The following is an 18,299-nucleotide window of genomic DNA, read 5'->3' as shown; positions in this document are numbered from 1 at the left end:
GGCTGTACATTTTAAAAAATGAAAACGTATTGATGGTACTTCCTCATTTATTTTTAAGGTAGCTTTTTCAGTATTTCAAAACACTATAAACCTCGTGATTTCCTAATTTTTGAACACCTTTCAAGAACGTAAGTTCAATGAGGAAATTCAACTGGACAATATTTCCTCCGAGAGTTTCAACGAGTTTTACTGCTGCTTCGGCAGTACCTCCTGTGGCGAGTACGTCATCATGAATTAGAACGTTCTCTCCTTTTTTAATTGAATCTGAATGGATTTCGAGTTGATCCTGACCATACTCTAAATCATAGGTCTGTGCAATAGTTTCGAACGGGAGTTTGCCCGGTTTTCGTACTGGAACAAATCCTGCTCCTAAACGTTGAGCTAAGAGCGTTCCGAAGAAAAATCCACGACTTTCCATTCCGATTACTTTATCAATTTTCTTTCCATCAAGACGCTTCAAAAATAAGTCTAAAACCTGTTTGGTTGCTTGGACATCAGCCAACAGAGGTGTAATATCTTTAAATACGACACCTGGTTTTGGAAAATCGTAAATATCTCTTATTTTACTTTCTAAATACGTAATTTCATCCATCTTTCTTCATTAAAAAGTTTCACGTCCTGAGAAATGAAAGCTACTTTCAATAGCTGCGTTTTCATCACTATCTGATCCATGAATAGCATTTTCAGAAATAGACTTGGCAAATCGCTTACGAATAGTCCCTTCAGCAGCGTTTTCGGGGTTGGTAGCTCCAATAAGTTTTCGGAAGTCTTCCACAGCGTTATCTTTTTCTAAAATTGCTGCTACGATAGGGCCTCTCGACATAAATACTACCAAATCTTGAAAGAATGGACGCTCTTTATGAATTGCATAAAATAGCTCTGCATCTCGACGAGACAATTGTGTGAATTTCATTGCTTTGATTTTGAATCCCGCTTCTGTAATCTGATTTAAAATTGCTCCAATGTGTCCATTCTCCACAGCATCGGGCTTAATCATTGTAAATGTTCTGTTTGTAGGCATAACTAATTATATTTTAATATTTTAAAAACTATTTGTAAATCAGCAATATAGCATATTTACACACACTTTTTTATTTTCTTGTTCCACAAATATACACATTTTTTTCTAAAAAAAACTTGTTTAGTGCACAAAAGTATGTATATTTGCACCGGCAAGTCCTACACGACCAGCTCCTACAAAATCCTCCAGGGTGGGAACACAGCAAAGGTATGTGGTTGTAGCGGTGCGATGTAGGTAGCTTGCCATTTTTTATTGACTCAAAGTCCCCTTTCTTTTTGGATTTGCTCATAAGCTTGTTGCACCTGCTTAAACTTTTCCTCAGCTCCTTTTCTGATAGCTTCGTCTTGTGTAATCACCTTGTCTGGGTGATATTTTTTTGCCATTTCACGATAAGCCTTTTTCACCTCAGCATCAGTAGCATTTCGATTGATTTCAAGAATGGTATACGCATCACGAATACTTTCTTTCTGGCTGCGAACAAACATGGCTTTAATACTTTCAAAATCATGTTGTGAAATCGCAAAATATTGTGCAATCTCTTTAATCTGACGTTCTTCTGAGTCACTAACTATACCATCAGCTTTGGCAATTCCAAAAAGAAAATGTAGAATCTGCAAACGAGTTTCGTAGGGAGTACGAGCTCTTAGAAACATACTAACTCGCTGAGCAGATATTTCACGTCCTTTCACTAACTCGTTGAAGGTTCTGAAAACAGCATTAGCTCGATCTTTCCCATACATTTCAACAAAACGAAGCCTGACAAAATCGAGTTCTGATTGGCTGACCTGCCCATTAGCTTTAATAACTAATGAACATAAAGAAAGTAGGTTAACCTCAAAATCTGCTGGACTTACTGTTCGTTGTTGTCGATAATTTGATTGCGATCCATACTGCCCACTTCCGCCAGAGTTATTTGTAAAACTTTTCAACAAATACCCTAAAAAATATCCAATAATAGCCCCTGGCAATTTAAAAAGTAAGTATCCTAATAAAGAAAGTATCCACTGCATATCAATTATTACAAAAATATTAGTAAAAACAAAACTGCTCAAAAAATCAGTTTGACCCAATTTTTTGAACAGTCTCGTGCATTAAATAAAAAAACTGCTTATTTTTTAAATTTAGCATATTTGCTTTTAAACTTATCGATACGTCCTGCGGTGTCAATAAGTTTTGATTTTCCTGTATAGAAAGGGTGAGATGTTCTTGAAATCTCCAATTTCACTAATGGATACTCAGTTCCTTCAACTTCAATTGTTTCTTTAGTGTCGATAGTAGACTTCGTAATAAAGATTTCTTCATTTGACATATCTTTGAAAGCTACTAATCTGTAAGATTCTGGGTGTATTCCTTTTTTCATCGCAATGTATATTTTTTATCCACTTAATTTTTCAAAGGGCAAAGATAGGTATATTTATTTAATTAGCAATAGTTTCAGTTAAAAAATATTGAATTATTTTAGATTAACGTGTATTTTATCTCATTCAAAATGCCGCATCAATATCATCAAACAATTTAAAATCAGTCCTTTGTTCTGAAATGATATTTTTGAAGACACTACTTCACAAAATAATTTAAACTGATAACCACTCCCAAATGCATACTCTCATGTGTGTTATTAAATTGAATAGCATCCTCAATCGAATTCAATTCAAATCCATAACTTGTTGAATATGAATTAAAATTCTCAAAAAAACCATGTTGATAATCTTCCTGAAGTTGCTTTTGTGTTGATATAAGTAATTCCTTTAATTGCTGAACCTCTTCTTTTGTCGGCGTATGCCCATCGGGAGCCGTACCTTTTCGATAGGTTTCTATAAAACTCTCAGGCACTTTGGGTGTTAATCCACTAAGTTTATAGCACAATATTTGCTGAGTTGCAACGCAATGAGCTATATTCCATAAAACATTGTTATTGAATCCATTAGGAATTGTTGCTAAATCCTGCTCTGTCAAACTATCTAAATAGTTCAACAATTTAGCACGAGTAGCCTTATGCAGGTTGAATGTTTGTGATGTTAGTTTCATTTGGAATATTTTTTGATTTACAAAAGTACGGTTTTCTTACAAAAACAGGAAGGATTTATAGGAAAAACAAAATTGATTTAGCAAGTAAAACCACAAACGAGTTCGGCACAAATCACTGAATTAGGTTCTTGTGTTTTCCTTGAATTTTGTAACACGCTCGTTTGGCAGCGTTTTCTTCTGCTTTTTTCTTAGAAGTAGCTCTTGCTTTAGTCACAGAAAAACCTTCCACATAAATTTTTGACACAAAATACTTTGCTCCTGAGCGGTCTTCTTTATCTTCGTCTGTATCAAAGGAAAAAGTGAGTTTGTGTTTTTGACACCATTCAATGAGTAAACTTTTATGGCTAAGAATCTTATCTTCAAGGTTTTTAATATTTATGCAAGGTTTTATCAATTTCCTTTCAATAAATCTCATACACTCACCGTAACCTTTATCGAGATAGATTGCTCCTATAAGAGCTTCAAACAAATTTCCTGTTATATTGTTCCCTAATTGTTTTGGGGGCAATTTTGTGCGTAAAAAATCTAACAATCGCATTTCTTTGCCTAATTCATTCAAATAGCGACGTTCTACGATTTTTGATCGCATTTTTGTCAAATACCCTTCATCTTGTTCAGGAGCATTCTTAAAAATATAGTCTGCGATAACTGCTCCCAAAATAGCATCACCCAAAAACTCCAAACGTTCATAGCTTTTCCGTTTGGTTTTATCATATTGATAAGACGGATGCGTAAAAGCTTCGCTATAAAAGGACAACGTCTTTGGAGGATAGCCTAACAGTGCTTCCATTTTGGCATAAAAAACCCCGTCTTTTTTCTTTTTAAAACGGGTAAAACTTAATATTTTTTTTAGATTTATCAAAATGACTATATTTTTTTGAACAAGACACAAGCGTTATGACCTCCAAAACCAAATGTATTACTCATAGCGACTTTGACATCTCTTTTTTGAGCTTTATTAAATGTAAAGTTGAGTTTAGGATCAATACTTTCATCTGCAGTTTCAAAGTTAATTGTCGGAGGAATTATTCCGTGTTTCACAGCTAAAATAGAAGCGATAGCCTCTACAGCTCCTGCAGCCCCCAATAAGTGCCCTGTCATTGATTTTGTTGAATTTAGATTGATGTTATATGCATGTTCTCCAAAAACATCTAACACTGCCTTTGATTCTGCAACATCTCCAAGAGGAGTTGAAGTACCATGCAGATTTATAGCATCCACTTCTTCTGGTTTCACCCCAGCATCTCTCAAGCAGTTGAGCATAACGTTCTTAGCCCCTAAACCTTCTGGATGTGGAGCCGTCATGTGATTAGCATCTGCGGAAAGTCCTCCTCCTGCCAATTCACAATAGATGGTTGCCCCACGAGCGATAGCATGTTCATATTCTTCTAAAACGAGAGCTCCTGCACCTTCACCTAACACAAAACCATCTCGGGTTGCATCAAACGGACGAGAGGCTCTTGCATAATCATCATTACGTGTAGAAAGAGCGTGAAGAGCGTTAAACCCTCCGATTCCTGGTATAGTAACCGCAGCTTCCGAACCTCCAGAAATAATTACATCGGCGTATCCCAAACGAATATAGTTCAAAGCGTCTATAATCGCATTAGCCGATGATGCACAAGCAGATACGGTAGCGAAATTAGGTCCTCTAAATCCATACTTGATAGAAATCATCCCAGGAGCAATGTCTACAATCATCTTAGGAATAAAGAAAGGATTAAAGCGTGGACTTCCATCTCCTTTTCCAAAGTTAAGCATCTCATCCTGAAACGTTTCCAGCCCTCCAATACCTGAACCCCAGATAACTCCTACACGGTCTTTATCAATGGTTTCAAGATCAATTTTTGCATCTTTGATAGCCTCATCAGAAGCTACCATAGCGTATTGTGTAAATTTGTCTAATTTTCGTGCTTCTTTTCGGTCGATGAAGTCTTCCACCTTGAAGTTTTTTACCTCACAAGCAAATCTTGTTTTGAATTTTGAAGCGTCAAAATGCGTTATCATGCCAGCACCACTTGTACCCGCAATCAAATTCTCCCAATATTCTTGAGTGGTATTTCCTATTGGGGTCAAAGCTCCTAAGCCTGTTACTACAACACGTCTATTTCTCATACAATTAAACAAATTTAGTTCATTAATAAAAAAAAACAGTAAGCCATAAGACTAATACGCTGACTCTAAACTGATTCAGTTATTGGCTTACTGCTTACTGCTCATAGCTCACAACTTAAATTATTGTTTAGCCTCTTCAATATATTTGATAGCTTGACCAACTGTTGCGATGTTTTCTGCTTGGTCATCTGGAATTTGAATATCGAATTCTTTTTCGAATTCCATAATCAACTCCACTGTGTCCAATGAATCAGCTCCTAAATCGTTTGTGAAGCTCGCTTCCGTTACTACTTCGTTCTCGTCTACACCTAACTTATCAACGATAATGGCTTTTACTCTTGATGCAATGTCTGACATAATCTTTATATTTTTAAAATTAAATACCGATGGCAAAAGTAATAAACTTTTTTTAAAAACACTACTTTTATTGGTTAAATATCGATGTTTTTTGTTTTTTCAAATCATAACTCATTGTTAAACAGCATCTACACCTCACCTTTTAACAAAATGACTGTTAGACTTTTATTCCGGCTTAGTGATACTGAACCTCTCTGAGAACCATATAACGAGCTATACCGTCCACATATTCGACGCGTTCTATCCAATTCCCTCTTTTGTCATAAGTATAAACATAGGCTACTTCGTCCAACATCAAACCTAACCTATCGTATTTAGTTTGTGTGGTAATATTTCCTGAAGAGTCATACTCAAAGACAACCTTATAAATAAGTCTCTCTCCTTGGTAAAGAATCGCCTCGACCATTCTACCTTCTGCGTCATAGGAATAGGTCTCACAGTTATCTGGCTTTGATGAACGAGTACTAACATAACGACAGAGTTTTGAAACTCGCCCTGCATCATCGTACTCGTGTGTATATTTACCACATGTTGACTGTTCTGTTTGTACACAAACTTCTTCTATTTCTTGACCCTTATCGTTATTTTTATAAGCATACACTTCAAAAATAGCACCTTGAGAATTATACCCTCGGAATGCTATTTTATTTCCTTTTTGATCGTATAAATAAACGCTTCTTTTGGACATCTTACCATCTGAACCGTAGGTTTCGCGAGCCGTACGCTTCCTTGTATTACTATACCTATAAACCACCTTGTGATTCAACTTACCTTCTTTATCGTAATACAACGCATCCGTTTTGTACCCTTCTCTATCAAAATTGGTTACAACGTCCCCACGCCAATAATCTGCTTTTTTTCCTTTGTAAATAGTTCCGAAACTATCAACGGCCATGTGCGATGTAACTCGCAATGACCTGACGTTTCCAACTAAACCGATTTCCTTCAACTGACTGGTAGGTTTTCGGGGCGGCACCATCTGTGCAAATGTAAAATCACAGAAAAAACTAAATACAATAAATATGATAACTGCAAATTTTTTCATCTCTTTTTGTTTCTAAAAATTAATCTAAACGTACTGAATCTCATACAAAATTACATAAAACGATTCGTTCAGTAAAATTTTTCTGAATTATTTAACAAAAAAAATGTGATTTCCTTGAAAAAACACCTTTTTCCTTGTTTTCTATAAACCTTTCGTATCTTTTAAAAAATCCAAAAAAACACATCTTAATACTATAAATCAATGAGTTAAATAACACTCTCTAAAAAAACAAATGCTACGCAAGTAAAATTCACGTAGCTTTATATTCTTTAGAATGTTATAATGAAATGCAAAACTTGAATAGAACTTAAAGATGTAATGATTTGTTTAGAAATGATGATAATGCTGAGTAGCAAAAATCAAAAATATCCTCAATAGTATGTGATTTTTCTTTCTGTTAATACCTGCGACATACCGTAGATTTCTTCAATGCGTTCAATCCAATTACCTTGGTTATCATACTTGTACGTAAATTTTTTTTGTCCGTACAATTGCCCTCCATTTCCATAGTAATTCTCTTCAATTACATTATTTTTTTCATCATAGACATATTTCAAAACCACTTTTTTACCTTCCTTATCCTCAATGTAACGTTCTGATAGATTTGATTTTGAATCATATATAAATTCGGATTTCATCAAAAAGTTCTCTTTTGAGTCGAGTAACAATTCATTTATCTTAAGCCCTTTTTCATCGTAACAAGCGATTTGTTTTCCTGTAAAAACACCATTAGCATCGTATCCATTTACATCTTCTTTTTGAGTTTTGGAATTGTAGGTATGTTTCATAATCTCTTGCACTTGTTTCTTTTGATTGAACACATCTACTTGTCGCAAAAGGTTGTTGCCCTCGTAAATGTACACCCAACTTCCTATGATTTTTTCATCCGTTGAGAATTGTTCTCCGGAAACCTTGTATCCTTTGATGTTGTACGAAACCAGGGTGTTAAACCCTGTCATTGGACTACCTTTTTGCATCTTTCCGTTGTCATTAATATACTGATATGTAATGCTTTTTACAGATTTAACTTTCCCTTTTAAATTTTCTTTTTCCCAGTCGGTTATAGGAAACTGAGCATATCCCAATAGCGAAAATAGGAATAATAGAGTAACAATATTATATCTCATACCAAATTAATTACTAATTACTTTAATCGTTTCCTTAACTTCTTGTGCGATGCGACGTGCTTCAACCACATTTTCACTAATGATAGTTACGTGTCCCATTTTCCGAAATGGACGTGTTTCACGCTTTCCATAAATATGAGGCGTAACACCTTCCATTGCCATAATTTTTTCAATATTTTGGTAGACTACCTCTCCCGTATGCCCTTCGGCACCTACTAAATTCACCATAACTCCAGCGAGTTTGCTTTCCGTTTTCCCTAAAGGAAGGTTTAAAATAGCTCTCAAATGCTGCTCAAACTGACTTGTGTAGGCCGCTTCAATACTGTAATGTCCTGAATTGTGAGTTCGAGGAGCTACCTCGTTTACTAAAATATCATCTTCTTGTGTTTGAAACATCTCTACCGCCAACAAGCCAACAATTCCAAAGGCTTCAGCCGTTTTCAAGGCTACTTCACGAGCCTTTTGTGCCACAGTATCGGAAATACGTGCAGGACAAATGACATATTCCACCTGATTAGCTTCAGGATGAAATTCCATTTCAACCACAGGATAAGTTCGCACCTCTCCCTGTAAATTCCGAGCCACAATCACAGCTAATTCATTTTTGAAAGGAATCATGGTCTCAGCAATACACTCTCCCTTAGGCAAACTTTCTAAATCGGTGACCGAACGGACTATCTTTACTCCGTTGCCGTCGTATCCAAATCGAGTACTTTTCCATACAAACGGAAACTTTATGTGAGAATCTTCAATGGCTTTTTTTAACTCTTCAATTGATGGAAAACGAAAAAAATCGGCTGTAGGGATATTATTTTGAGCATAAAATTGTTTTTGAAAACCTTTATTTTGAATAATCTTTAAACTCCTTGCTGAGGGGTAAACCTTAACTCCTTCTTCTTCCAATTTTTCGAGTGCCTCTACATTTACGTTTTCAATTTCGATGGTAAGTACATCTACCTGTTTCCCGAAATTGTAAACTGTATCAAAATCTGATAAGCTTCCTTGAAAAAAACGATTACACGCCAGACGACTTGGAGCGTCCGAACTGGGGTCTAACACAAAGGTTTTGATATCATATTTTCGTGTTTCTGTGAGCAACATTTTACCCAATTGCCCTCCTCCTAAAATTCCTAAGGTAAAATCTGATGAAAAGTAGTTTGCCATACTGATTATTTATCTGTGAATAAGTTTGTCTCTGCACTCTATACATCTTTTGCTAAGAAAGAAGAGTAAGTTCTAATGAAGTATATATTTACCAAAAAGACTGTCTGAAAAGTTGACTTTGAGCAAATCAAACTCCATACAGCCTTTGATAATAGATATGAATATTTTTTTAAACCGTAATAAAGCTTCCAATAGCAGGTAAAAGCAATTCTTTTCCTTTAGCTTTGAAGCTACGTTTTGCTAACTCGTGATCGATTTTAATGAGATTGAACGTATCGTAATTCACTCCCATAATGGTATTACATTTCACGAAATCAGAAGCCATGATAGCATCTTCTACATCCATAGTAAAATTACCTCCAATTGGAAGAATTGCCAAATCTAATTTGTATCGAACAGGAATAAGTTGCATATCAAAATGTAGAGCTGTATTTCCTGCAATGTAAATGGTTTTATCCATTGTTTTGATAATGAATCCACCTGCACAACCTCCTGCTTTCCCGTTTTGGAAAGTAGATGAATGTAAGGCAGGAACAAATTTTAGCACCCCAAAAGGAAAATTATTTCCCCCTCCCAAATTCAACGGATGACCATCAATACCTCGATCGTAAAAATATTCAACAATCTCAAAATTTGAAATTATTTTTGCGTTAGTACGTTTGGCAATCGCCTCAACATCGGTAGTATGATCTTGATGAGCACTGGTTATCAAAATATAATCGGCCTTGATACTATTGATATCAATATGCTTTGCTAAAGGATTCTCTGAAATAAAAGGATCAACTAACAAATAAGTTTCACCAATTTTTATTCCAACGCATGAATGTCCGTAATATGTGATTTCCATTTTAAGTAATTATGAAATGTGTTTATAATTATAAATTAGTAAGTAAAAGAGTGGCTAAATTACAAAATTTGTCCGATAAAAAACAAAAGTGACATAAAAAAAGTACTCAAAGCGACCTTTTTTAACTCTTTGTCCAAGTTTTTTAACACTTTGTTGTTCTTAACAGTGATTAAATGCAACGCTAATGGAATGAATACCAACAAATAAACAAGCTGCCAACCTGTCTGCAAATGCAATACAGAAAATACTAACATGCTAAGCATCGCTACTACAACCAAATAATAGTGATAGAATTTAGCCAAGTTACTTCCCATTTTGACTACTAAGGTGTTTTTACCCATAGCTTTATCGTTTTCATAATCACGCATATTATTGATATTCAACACAGCTACACTGAGTAACCCAACAGATGTAGCTGGTAAAAAAATCTTCCAATCTAATTGGTGCAGATACAAAAAATATGTCCCAACTACGCTAACCAATCCAAAGAAAATGAAAACGAACAAATCACCGAAACCTCGATACCCATAGGCTGACTTTCCCACCGTATACTTAATGGCTGCCACAACACAAGAAACCCCTAACAAAAAGAAAATCAACACATAAACCCAGTTTTCTTTCCCAAAAGCCACATAAATCAAAGCCATTGCAACAAGCATTGACAACAACGCCGTAATGATGATTAGCCTTTTCATTTGACTTTGGGATATTTTCCCACTCTGTAGCGCTCGTTGTGGCCCTACACGATTGATATTATCAGTTCCTTTAACTCCATCTCCGTAATCATTAGCGAAATTAGAAAGTATCTGAAAGAGAATCGTAGTGAGAAGTGCCAACAAAAAAATATTCCATTGGAAGTACCCTACACGAAAAGCCAACGCACTACCCATAATAATCCCTGAAACAGAGAGCGGTAACGTTCGCAAACGAGCAGCTTTTAAAATCGTTTTTAGTTCCATCATAATGTAATAGGCCACAAAAGTAGGAATTATCAGACGAATAAAAAAATCACTTAGGTAATTCAGGCGCTCGTTCACGCGTAGGAGACGATGATAAAGTATGCAGAAAAGCGATCATGATTCCATGACCCTACGCGGTAATGCTTTTCAGCCGAAATTTGCATATTAGCATTAAAAGGTTCTCCTTTAGTGTGCATCACTCCCAAATACTGTGGAGGCGTATAAACCCCTGTATGCAAACTCGTTTCAGTTGCCGTGGGGACTACCAAACCTCCATTATTTAACCACGAAGAATTATAATCTTCAGTGTAGGAATATGAAAATCCACCTTGTAACGACAATCGGTCGATCCATATTCGATTCAGTTGCCATCGCGAACGGTTACTTAAAGTGATGGCATAATCTTTCTTTTCATTTTTTGCTTGAAAATTAACCTCATTTTCCTTGTCCTTTCTAACTCCATCTAAATTAGTTCGCAAGGTCATTGACAGCGAGTTATGAAAAAAATCATCACGCTCTGTAGTCCATATAGCACTCCCTGTCAATCTGTTAAAACCATTTAAATTATTGACCGGTTGGTTATTCGAGTTTAAGTAATCCAGTGAAAGACTTAGTTTGCCTATCTTGGGGGATAACTGAAAGCCTTTTCCTACCGAAATGGATTGCCCTCCTCCCTGTAATTTAGCATCTATCAAAAAAGGATGAATACCTGCTTTACGCTCAATAATAACCAAGCCCGTAGTGGCATTTCCATATTTAGCATCAGCAATTCCTGTAATAACTTCAATTTTTTCGATATTTGACGTGGGTATCGTTCTCAAATCCAACCCTGAATTAACATTTGATGAATAACTCGTAGTAGCCATTGTCCCTTTATAAGTTTGCATATTTTCATCATTAGAAAGAGGCATATCATCTAATATATAACCCACCCCGAAAGCATTGTTGCCAGTGTTAATTGCCGTTCGCATATTCAACACCTTCGGTGAAGTAAAATTAGAGGCAACTATCCTTTGCCCTGGAAGCTGCTGCAGTACATCAGCTAACGAAAAAGATTGGAATTGACTAATCGCGTATTTGTTGAGTACAATTTTCGAATTTGCTACCCCTTTTTCAGGGATACTTGCCGTTACTACCACATCATCCAATCGTAAGGTTTTATCCTTCAGAACAATTCGTATCAAAGAAGAAGGTGAAGAACCTACCAATGATTCCTCTTCTTTTCCTAACATCTTGAATCTTAATAAATATTCTTGATGAAAAGTAATCGAAAACTTACCTTCTTTATTTGAAGTTGTCCAACGTCCTGATTTTTCATCAACAATGACTACTCCATGTAAAGGCTCATCATGAGTATCAACCACAACCCCAGCAACTTGTTGTGAAAAAACCTGTATGGAAACAAATAGTAATATGTACAAAAACAAAAACTTCATTATTGAACTCTAAATTCGGAGCAAAAGTATTATTTTTATTTACTCTAAACAAACTTAAACATTTTATTTAAAAACAAAAACTCAAAAACAAAAATAAACAACTACATATCAACTAATTAGTAAACACCTTATTTCATACCATAAAAACCAAAATCTAATCTAATCACAAAACAATAAAGAAAACACATCAACTTTCAAATGTATTTCTTTTTATTTTTCACTTTTTTTTATACTTTTGTCGGATAAATACAGAGGATTATGTCTTGGTTTAAAAGAACAGCAAAAGGAATACAAACCTCTACTGAGGAAAAAAAAGATACACCAAAAGGATTATGGTACAAGTCTCCGAGCGGAAAAATCGTTGAAACTGAAGAACTTGCAACTAATTATTTCGTAAGTCCTGAGGATGAGTACCACGTACGTATCGGAAGTAAGGAATATTTCCAGATTCTTTTCGATAATAATGAATTCAAAGAATTAGATGCCAACCTATCTTCAAAAGACCCACTGGAATTCGTCGACACGAAATCCTATGCCACCCGCCTAAAAGAGGCTGAACAAAAAACAGGTTTAAAAGACGCTGTACGCACGGCTGTAGGAAATTCTAAAGGAGAGAAATTGGTGGTTGCGTGTATGGATTTTGCCTTTATTGGTGGTTCAATGGGAAGCGTAGTAGGTGAAAAAATTTCTCGTGCTATTGATTATGCCATCAGAAAGAAACTTCCTTTCCTAATGATTTCAAAATCAGGAGGTGCCAGAATGATGGAAGCTGCTCTTTCACTAATGCAGATGGCGAAAACTTCGGTGAAATTAGCTCAGTTAGACGAGGCTAAATTGCCCTACATATCGCTTTGTACCGACCCTACGACAGGGGGAACAACGGCTTCATATGCTATGCTTGGTGACATCAACATCGCTGAGCCTGGTGCTTTGATTGGATTCGCAGGGCCGCGCGTGGTAAAAGACACCACAGGTCAAGACCTCCCTGAAGGATTCCAAACCGCCGAATTTGTTTTAGAACACGGATTCTTAGACTTTATTGTAAATCGGAAAAATCTGAAAAACAAAGTAAATCTATACATCGATTTGGTGATGAATCGCCCGCTTCGATAAAAAAACATAACACAACGAGCGATTTTATCAGTCGCTCGTTTTTTTTGCAAAGATATGAAATACCAAACACAGAAAGGAACAGTTTCGGCAAAGGCTCCAAGCAACATTGCCTTAGTCAAATATTGGGGAAAACGCAAAAATCAACTCCCTGCAAACCCGTCGATTAGCTTAACGTTAAACAATAGTTATACGGAAACAACCATTCATTTTGAACAGCTAACCACCCCAACGGATGACTTTCAGTTTGAATTTTTCTTTGAGGACAAGCCTAAACCTACTTTTCACCCTAAAATCACTACGTTTCTTAAACGAATTTATGAATATATGCCTTTTTTAAAGGATTTCCATTTAGAAATTCATTCGAGAAATTCGTTTCCTCATAGTAGTGGCATCGCTTCATCAGCAAGTAGTATGGCAGCTCTTTCGTTATGTTTGATGCAAATGGAAAAATTGCTATACCCTCATTTGACAGAAGATGAAACCTACTGGCAAAAGGCCTCCGTATTAGCACGTTTAGGCTCTGGAAGTGCTTGTAGAAGCATACAAGGGAAAATCGTAGTATGGGGGAAACATACTGAAATACAGGGAAGTTCGGACAAATACGGGGTTGTGTACCCATATAAAGTTCACGAAATTTTCAATAATTTTCAAGACACTATACTATTGATTGATAAAGGACAAAAACAAGTAAGTAGCTCTATTGGTCATGACTTGATGCACGATCATCCTTTCGCAGAACGACGCTTTGAACAAGCTCACGAGAACATCAGCAAGTTAATCCCTGTTTTTGAAAATGGTGATTTGGACAAATTTATAGAAATCACAGAAAGTGAAGCTCTTACCCTACACGCTATGATGATGACCAGCACTCCTTACTTCATACTAATGAAACCTAATACGTTAGAAGTAATTCAACGCATATGGCGATTCCGAGAAGAGACGAAAACTCCTGTTTGCTTTACACTTGATGCTGGTGCAAACGTACATGTTTTGTATCCAAATTATTGTAAGAATGAAGTGATACAATTTATTCAAAAAGAATTAGTTGTGTATTGTGAAAATAAGCAGTATATTTGCGACCACAATTAAGTCAATGAATAATTAACAAATAGCAACGAAGTAATTACGAATTAGATTAATTTGCACCTTTAAATTCGTAATTAGCTTTGAACCCTAGGACAGCAATTTGAAATTGTTCGTTGTCAATTAAAAAATCATTAATTTAATGAAAAGACCTCTTTTTTACTCGAAAATATTGCTCTTTGGCGAGTATGGAATCATAAAAGATTCCAAAGGATTGGCTATACCGTATAATTTTTATAACGGAGCCTTGAAAACATTCGATGAGGCTGACCCTAACAAACTTGAAGAGGCAAGAAAATCAAACCGAGCGTTAGCTGATTTTTCGGTATATCTGGAACAACTTTCGACCGAAAACCCTGAAATTGTTACTTTTGACATCGCTCAACTGAAAAGCGACATCGCCGAGGGAATGTACTTCGACAGTAGCATCCCACAAGGATATGGCGTGGGAAGTAGTGGCGCGTTGGTAGCTGCTATTTATCATCAATATGCTCATGACAAAATCACTGTTTTAGAGAATTTGACTCGTGAAAAACTTTTGAAACTAAAGACTATTTTCGGTAAAATGGAATCCTTTTTCCACGGCACCTCGTCTGGATTAGATCCTTTGAACAGCTACCTTAGTTTACCGATTTTAATTAAATCAAAAGATCATATTGAACCGACAGGAATTCCCTCTCAAGCAATTAACGGCAAAGGGGCTGTCTTTTTGTTGGATAGTGGAGTTGTAGGAGAAACCGCTCCTATGGTGCGTATTTTCATGGAAAAAATGAAAAATGAAGGCTTTCAAAGTATGCTCAAAACCGAATTTATTGAATACACAAACGCCTGTATTGATGATTTTCTGAAAGGAAACATCAAATCACTATTTAGCAATGTCAAAAAACTTTCAAAAGTGGTGTTAAACAATTTTAAACCGATGATTCCTGCTGAATTTCACACTCTTTGGAAACAAGGTATCGACACTGGAGATTATTTCTTAAAACTTTGTGGATCAGGAGGAGGAGGTTATATGTTAGGTTTTACCGAAGATTTGGAAAAAGCTAAAAAGACCCTCGCTGGACACAAAATAGAGGTGGTCTATCAGTTTTAATAATAACTATCGGAATTCAATTGTAGCTAGATTTAAAGCATATTCTCTTCTCAGTAAGAAGCTACTTTTGGAAAATTATTAATTTACTGCATATCAGATAAACATATTTTAATATTCATTATCAAGAAACCCCGAAATTCGGCAAAAAAGCTGAAAATCGGGGTTTCTACTAAATTGAATGTTTTTTAAGTATCCACACCGCTAAAATACTTCAGATATTGGAAGAACTACTAAAAAAGTTTAAAACACAAGACTTAATCATTTTACAAAAAACATCTAAAAAGTAAAAATCCAACAGTTTTTTTATCTGAACTGCTTGGATTTTTTTGTGTCTAAATTTTAGGTAAAATGAACATTTTACAAGCATGCCTATTTATCAAATGTTGATAAGTTTGTGCATAAATATTCTAGATTTTAAGATTTATATATCTTTTATTTACATAGCTTCGTAGTGTGATAATTAAAAATATCATAAATCTATTAATCAAGTAGTTATAGATTTTTTTTGTTATCACAAAACTCAATCGTTTTTTTTCTGAAAATTTCAGAAATTGAATCACTTCCACTAACTATATTTTGCATCGACTTAACCTTTGAATAATCTCATCTGTAAAACGATTTATTATGTCAAAATTCACAAAATTAACGCCCGAACAACTAAAAACGAAATGTAATTTTATTGAGAATTACCTAACATCGCAAAATGCAGCGAGTGGTTCTTTGTTTGATTCTAATGCTAATGTTTCTAACAAAAACATAGCCACGATGGAAGCCGAACTGAATAAAGATATTAATATTCAGGTAAATAGAATGTTGGTTTCACGCAAGATTGCTCAGCTTTTTGGTCAGGATTTAGCCAATGAATACATCAGGCAAATTGAAGAACACGAAATTTATGTACACGACGAAACTAGTCTGAAACCTTATTGTGTGAGCGTTTCGATGTATCCTCTTTTGCTTGACGGATTGTTGAAACTTGGTGGCGAATCCAAAGCTCCGAAGCATTTAGCGAGTTTTTGTGGCTCGTTTGTAAATTTCTTATTTTCAGTATCTTCTCAGTTTGCTGGGGCAGTGGCAACGGTTGAATTTTTGATGTATTTTGACTATTTCGCTCGAAAAGACTACGGAAAAGACTACCTAAAAACGCACACAAAAATAGTAGAAAACGAAATGCAACACGTGGTGTATGCTATCAATCAACCTGCGGCGGCACGTGGTTATCAATCTGTTTTTTGGAATATTTCTTTGTACGACAAACCTTATTTCGATTCGATGTTTGGGAATTTTGTTTTCCCCGACGGCAGTAAACCAATTTATGAATCGTTGGATAAAATCCAAAAATATTTTATGAAATGGTTCAATAATGAACGAAAAAAAGCCATTCTGACTTTTCCTGTGGTTACGGCGGCGATGCTAACCAAGGACAAAAGAGTTCACGATGAAAATTTTGCCAACTTCTGTGCCGAAGAACTTAGTGAAGGAAATGCATTTTTCATCTATCAGTCCGACAATGCCGATTCACTGGCGAGTTGTTGTCGTTTGCGAAATGAAATTTCGGACAATACGTTCAGTTATTCGTTGGGTGCAGGTGGCGTTTCCACAGGAAGTATCAATGTGATTACCATCAATATGAACCGATTGTATCAAAAAGGGCTTTCTTTGGAAAAAATGATTGATAACATTCATAAATATCAAGTTGCGTATCGTGCTATTATTCAGGATTATAAAGATGCTAAAATGCTTCCTGTGTACGATGCAGGATTTATTTCGCTTGACAAACAATTTCTTACCATAGGAATCAACGGAATGGTGGAAGCCGCAGAATTCTTAGGATTAAAAATATCTGATAATGAGGAATATAAAACATTTGTCAATAAAAATTTAAAGCTGATTTATGAAAAGAACAAAGAAGCCAAAGCAAAATACGGCTATATGTTTAATACAGAGTTTGTTCCCGCTGAAAATTTGGGTGTGAAAAATGCCAATTGGGATAAATCTGATGGGCTTTTTGTTCCGAGAGATTGTTACAATTCATATTTTTATGTAGTTGAAGATGAATCTGTTAATATAATAGATAAATTCTTTATGCACGGACACGAATATATCCAATTTTTGGACGGAGGCTCGGCATATCACTGCAATTTGGAAGAATATCCAACCCAAGAAGGATTTTTGAAACTATTCAATGTAGCTGCGAAAACGGGTTGTAATTATTTCTGTTTCAATGTAAAAGTAACTTATTGTAATAGTTGTGGTTATATCAACAAACACACCACTGACCATTGTGTAAAATGCCATTCCAATGATGTTGATTATGCTACTCGTATCATCGGTTATTTGAAAAAAGTAAGTAATTTCTCGAAAGACAGACAAAAGGAGGCTCAAAAAAGATATTATGGCAATACTGCGATATAGCGAGTATAATATTGTTTTACAGGAAGTTCCTAATGAAATTTCGCTTTGTTTCACGATAACAGGTTGTCCGTTAGCTTGTGAGGGGTGCCACTCTGAGCATATCTGGAATCCGAATTTTGGACAACCTTTAACGCTTAGTTTATTGGAAAAACTCATTGAAAAGTATGAGGGAACTATCAGTTGTGTGCTTTTTATGGGAGGAGAATGGGATATTGATCAGTTGCTGAAATTTATTACGATTGCAAAAGAAAACAATTTAAAAACAGCACTTTACACGGGATTAAACATCAAGCAGGTAGCTCGAAAATATCCACAATTATTGGAGCGTTTGGATTACATCAAAACGGGCAAATGGATTCCCTCATTAGGCGGACTTGATAGCAAAACCACAAACCAACATCTGTTAGAAATCAAAACAGGAAAAATATTAAACCATTTCTTTTGGAAGGAATGATTATTAGGAAAAATATGAAATAACTTTTTAGATATATTACAG

General features: G+C 35.5%; 19 protein-coding genes and 1 other RNA gene. 6 read left to right on the top strand and 14 right to left on the bottom strand.

The annotated features are described in order from the left end of the window. Positions 1-67 precede the first annotated feature (67 nt). Entirely contained in the window at positions 68-592 is a 525-nt protein-coding gene (locus tag CGC52_RS07715; protein WP_042006123.1) for an adenine phosphoribosyltransferase, read from the bottom strand. 9 nt (positions 593-601) lie between these two features. Further along, the gene (locus CGC52_RS07710; protein ID WP_042006125.1) at positions 602-1,021 is read right to left on the bottom strand and encodes a nucleoside-diphosphate kinase; all 420 of its coding nucleotides are present in this window, start codon (positions 1,019-1,021) and stop codon (positions 602-604) included. Between the two features lie 149 nt (positions 1,022-1,170). On the opposite strand from CGC52_RS07710, the gene ffs reads away from it, so the two are divergent. Next, positions 1,171-1,269: signal recognition particle sRNA small type (ffs, locus tag CGC52_RS07705), an RNA gene on the top strand. 9 nt (positions 1,270-1,278) lie between these two features. On the opposite strand, the gene CGC52_RS07700 is transcribed toward ffs, so the two are convergent. The 12 genes from CGC52_RS07700 to CGC52_RS07645 form a co-directional block, all read right to left on the bottom strand. Beyond that, on the bottom strand, positions 1,279-2,031 hold the full coding sequence (locus CGC52_RS07700; protein WP_042006142.1) for a TerB family tellurite resistance protein: 753 nt from the start codon (positions 2,029-2,031) through the stop codon (positions 1,279-1,281). Between the two features lie 98 nt (positions 2,032-2,129). Then, entirely contained in the window at positions 2,130-2,381 is a 252-nt protein-coding gene (locus CGC52_RS07695; protein ID WP_042006127.1) for a type B 50S ribosomal protein L31, read from the bottom strand. A 197-nt stretch (positions 2,382-2,578) separates the two neighbouring features. Then, a complete protein-coding gene (locus CGC52_RS07690) occupies positions 2,579-3,049 on the bottom strand; it encodes a DinB family protein (RefSeq protein ID WP_095894005.1) in 471 nt (156 codons plus the stop codon). 112 nt (positions 3,050-3,161) lie between these two features. Beyond that, complete coding sequence (gene rnc, locus CGC52_RS07685) at positions 3,162-3,911, bottom strand: ribonuclease III (RefSeq protein ID WP_095894493.1); 750 nt, start codon at positions 3,909-3,911, stop codon at positions 3,162-3,164. Between the two features lie 5 nt (positions 3,912-3,916). After that, positions 3,917-5,164, bottom strand: a complete 1,248-nt coding sequence (fabF, locus tag CGC52_RS07680) for a beta-ketoacyl-ACP synthase II (RefSeq protein ID WP_095894004.1) — start codon at positions 5,162-5,164, stop codon at positions 3,917-3,919. A gap of 120 nt (positions 5,165-5,284) precedes the next feature. After that, the gene (locus CGC52_RS07675; protein WP_042006133.1) at positions 5,285-5,521 is read right to left on the bottom strand and encodes an acyl carrier protein; all 237 of its coding nucleotides are present in this window, start codon (positions 5,519-5,521) and stop codon (positions 5,285-5,287) included. Between the two features lie 175 nt (positions 5,522-5,696). Further along, positions 5,697-6,566 (bottom strand): sugar-binding protein, encoded by an 870-nt coding sequence (locus CGC52_RS07670; protein WP_095894003.1) that lies wholly within the window; start codon positions 6,564-6,566, stop codon positions 5,697-5,699. Between the two features lie 371 nt (positions 6,567-6,937). Next, positions 6,938-7,693, bottom strand: a complete 756-nt coding sequence (locus tag CGC52_RS07665; protein WP_147362910.1) for a hypothetical protein — start codon at positions 7,691-7,693, stop codon at positions 6,938-6,940. Positions 7,694-7,699: 6 nt separating this feature from the next. Next, on the bottom strand, positions 7,700-8,857 hold the full coding sequence (locus tag CGC52_RS07660) for a 5-(carboxyamino)imidazole ribonucleotide synthase (protein ID WP_095894002.1): 1,158 nt from the start codon (positions 8,855-8,857) through the stop codon (positions 7,700-7,702). Positions 8,858-9,026: 169 nt separating this feature from the next. Next, the gene (locus CGC52_RS07655; protein ID WP_042006138.1) at positions 9,027-9,704 is read right to left on the bottom strand and encodes a metal-dependent hydrolase; all 678 of its coding nucleotides are present in this window, start codon (positions 9,702-9,704) and stop codon (positions 9,027-9,029) included. Between the two features lie 59 nt (positions 9,705-9,763). Continuing rightward, positions 9,764-10,663 (bottom strand): 1,4-dihydroxy-2-naphthoate polyprenyltransferase, encoded by a 900-nt coding sequence (locus CGC52_RS07650; protein ID WP_095894001.1) that lies wholly within the window; start codon positions 10,661-10,663, stop codon positions 9,764-9,766. 74 nt (positions 10,664-10,737) lie between these two features. Continuing rightward, entirely contained in the window at positions 10,738-12,084 is a 1,347-nt protein-coding gene (locus CGC52_RS07645; RefSeq protein WP_198540560.1) for a carboxypeptidase-like regulatory domain-containing protein, read from the bottom strand. A gap of 273 nt (positions 12,085-12,357) precedes the next feature. Between CGC52_RS07645 and accD the strand changes: the two genes are divergently transcribed. From accD to nrdG, 5 genes are all read left to right on the top strand, one after another. Then, a complete protein-coding gene (gene accD / locus CGC52_RS07640; RefSeq protein WP_042007812.1) occupies positions 12,358-13,212 on the top strand; it encodes an acetyl-CoA carboxylase, carboxyltransferase subunit beta in 855 nt (284 codons plus the stop codon). A gap of 54 nt (positions 13,213-13,266) precedes the next feature. Beyond that, positions 13,267-14,301: a diphosphomevalonate/mevalonate 3,5-bisphosphate decarboxylase family protein gene (locus CGC52_RS07635; RefSeq protein WP_095893999.1), complete on the top strand. Its 1,035-nt coding sequence runs from the start codon at positions 13,267-13,269 to the stop codon at positions 14,299-14,301. Positions 14,302-14,437: 136 nt separating this feature from the next. Continuing rightward, positions 14,438-15,388: a mevalonate kinase gene (locus CGC52_RS07630; RefSeq protein ID WP_042007810.1), complete on the top strand. Its 951-nt coding sequence runs from the start codon at positions 14,438-14,440 to the stop codon at positions 15,386-15,388. 624 nt (positions 15,389-16,012) lie between these two features. Then, on the top strand, positions 16,013-17,803 hold the full coding sequence (gene nrdD, locus CGC52_RS07625) for an anaerobic ribonucleoside-triphosphate reductase (protein ID WP_095893998.1): 1,791 nt from the start codon (positions 16,013-16,015) through the stop codon (positions 17,801-17,803). Beyond that, on the top strand, positions 17,784-18,257 hold the full coding sequence (gene nrdG, locus CGC52_RS07620) for an anaerobic ribonucleoside-triphosphate reductase activating protein (RefSeq protein ID WP_095893997.1): 474 nt from the start codon (positions 17,784-17,786) through the stop codon (positions 18,255-18,257). Before nrdD ends, nrdG begins: the two co-directional genes overlap by 20 nt. The last annotated feature ends 42 nt before the right edge of the window (positions 18,258-18,299 follow it).

The organism is Capnocytophaga sp. H2931, from assembly GCF_002302535.1.
Classification (GTDB): domain Bacteria; phylum Bacteroidota; class Bacteroidia; order Flavobacteriales; family Flavobacteriaceae; genus Capnocytophaga; species Capnocytophaga canis.
This window is presented reverse-complemented; position numbering and strand designations above follow the sequence as displayed.

Bases quoted from the DNA above. Each gene is read 5' to 3' on its own strand.
- CGC52_RS07660 (WP_095894002.1), bottom strand. From the start codon at position 8,857: ATGGCAAACTACTTTTCATCAGATTTTACCTTAGGAATTTTAGGAGGA.
- CGC52_RS07665 (WP_147362910.1), bottom strand. From the start codon at position 7,693: ATGAGATATAATATTGTTACTCTATTATTCCTATTTTCGCTATTGGGA.
- CGC52_RS07710 (WP_042006125.1), bottom strand. From the start codon at position 1,021: ATGCCTACAAACAGAACATTTACAATGATTAAGCCCGATGCTGTGGAG.
- CGC52_RS07635 (WP_095893999.1), top strand. From the start codon at position 13,267: ATGAAATACCAAACACAGAAAGGAACAGTTTCGGCAAAGGCTCCAAGC.
- CGC52_RS07675 (WP_042006133.1), bottom strand. From the start codon at position 5,521: ATGTCAGACATTGCATCAAGAGTAAAAGCCATTATCGTTGATAAGTTA.
- nrdD (WP_095893998.1), top strand. From the start codon at position 16,013: ATGTCAAAATTCACAAAATTAACGCCCGAACAACTAAAAACGAAATGT.
- CGC52_RS07670 (WP_095894003.1), bottom strand. From the start codon at position 6,566: ATGAAAAAATTTGCAGTTATCATATTTATTGTATTTAGTTTTTTCTGT.
- CGC52_RS07715 (WP_042006123.1), bottom strand. From the start codon at position 592: ATGGATGAAATTACGTATTTAGAAAGTAAAATAAGAGATATTTACGAT.
- CGC52_RS07650 (WP_095894001.1), bottom strand. From the start codon at position 10,663: ATGGAACTAAAAACGATTTTAAAAGCTGCTCGTTTGCGAACGTTACCG.
- nrdG (WP_095893997.1), top strand. From the start codon at position 17,784: ATGGCAATACTGCGATATAGCGAGTATAATATTGTTTTACAGGAAGTT.
- accD (WP_042007812.1), top strand. From the start codon at position 12,358: ATGTCTTGGTTTAAAAGAACAGCAAAAGGAATACAAACCTCTACTGAG.
- CGC52_RS07700 (WP_042006142.1), bottom strand. From the start codon at position 2,031: ATGCAGTGGATACTTTCTTTATTAGGATACTTACTTTTTAAATTGCCA.
- CGC52_RS07690 (WP_095894005.1), bottom strand. From the start codon at position 3,049: ATGAAACTAACATCACAAACATTCAACCTGCATAAGGCTACTCGTGCT.
- CGC52_RS07655 (WP_042006138.1), bottom strand. From the start codon at position 9,704: ATGGAAATCACATATTACGGACATTCATGCGTTGGAATAAAAATTGGT.
- fabF (WP_095894004.1), bottom strand. From the start codon at position 5,164: ATGAGAAATAGACGTGTTGTAGTAACAGGCTTAGGAGCTTTGACCCCA.
- CGC52_RS07695 (WP_042006127.1), bottom strand. From the start codon at position 2,381: ATGAAAAAAGGAATACACCCAGAATCTTACAGATTAGTAGCTTTCAAA.
- CGC52_RS07630 (WP_042007810.1), top strand. From the start codon at position 14,438: ATGAAAAGACCTCTTTTTTACTCGAAAATATTGCTCTTTGGCGAGTAT.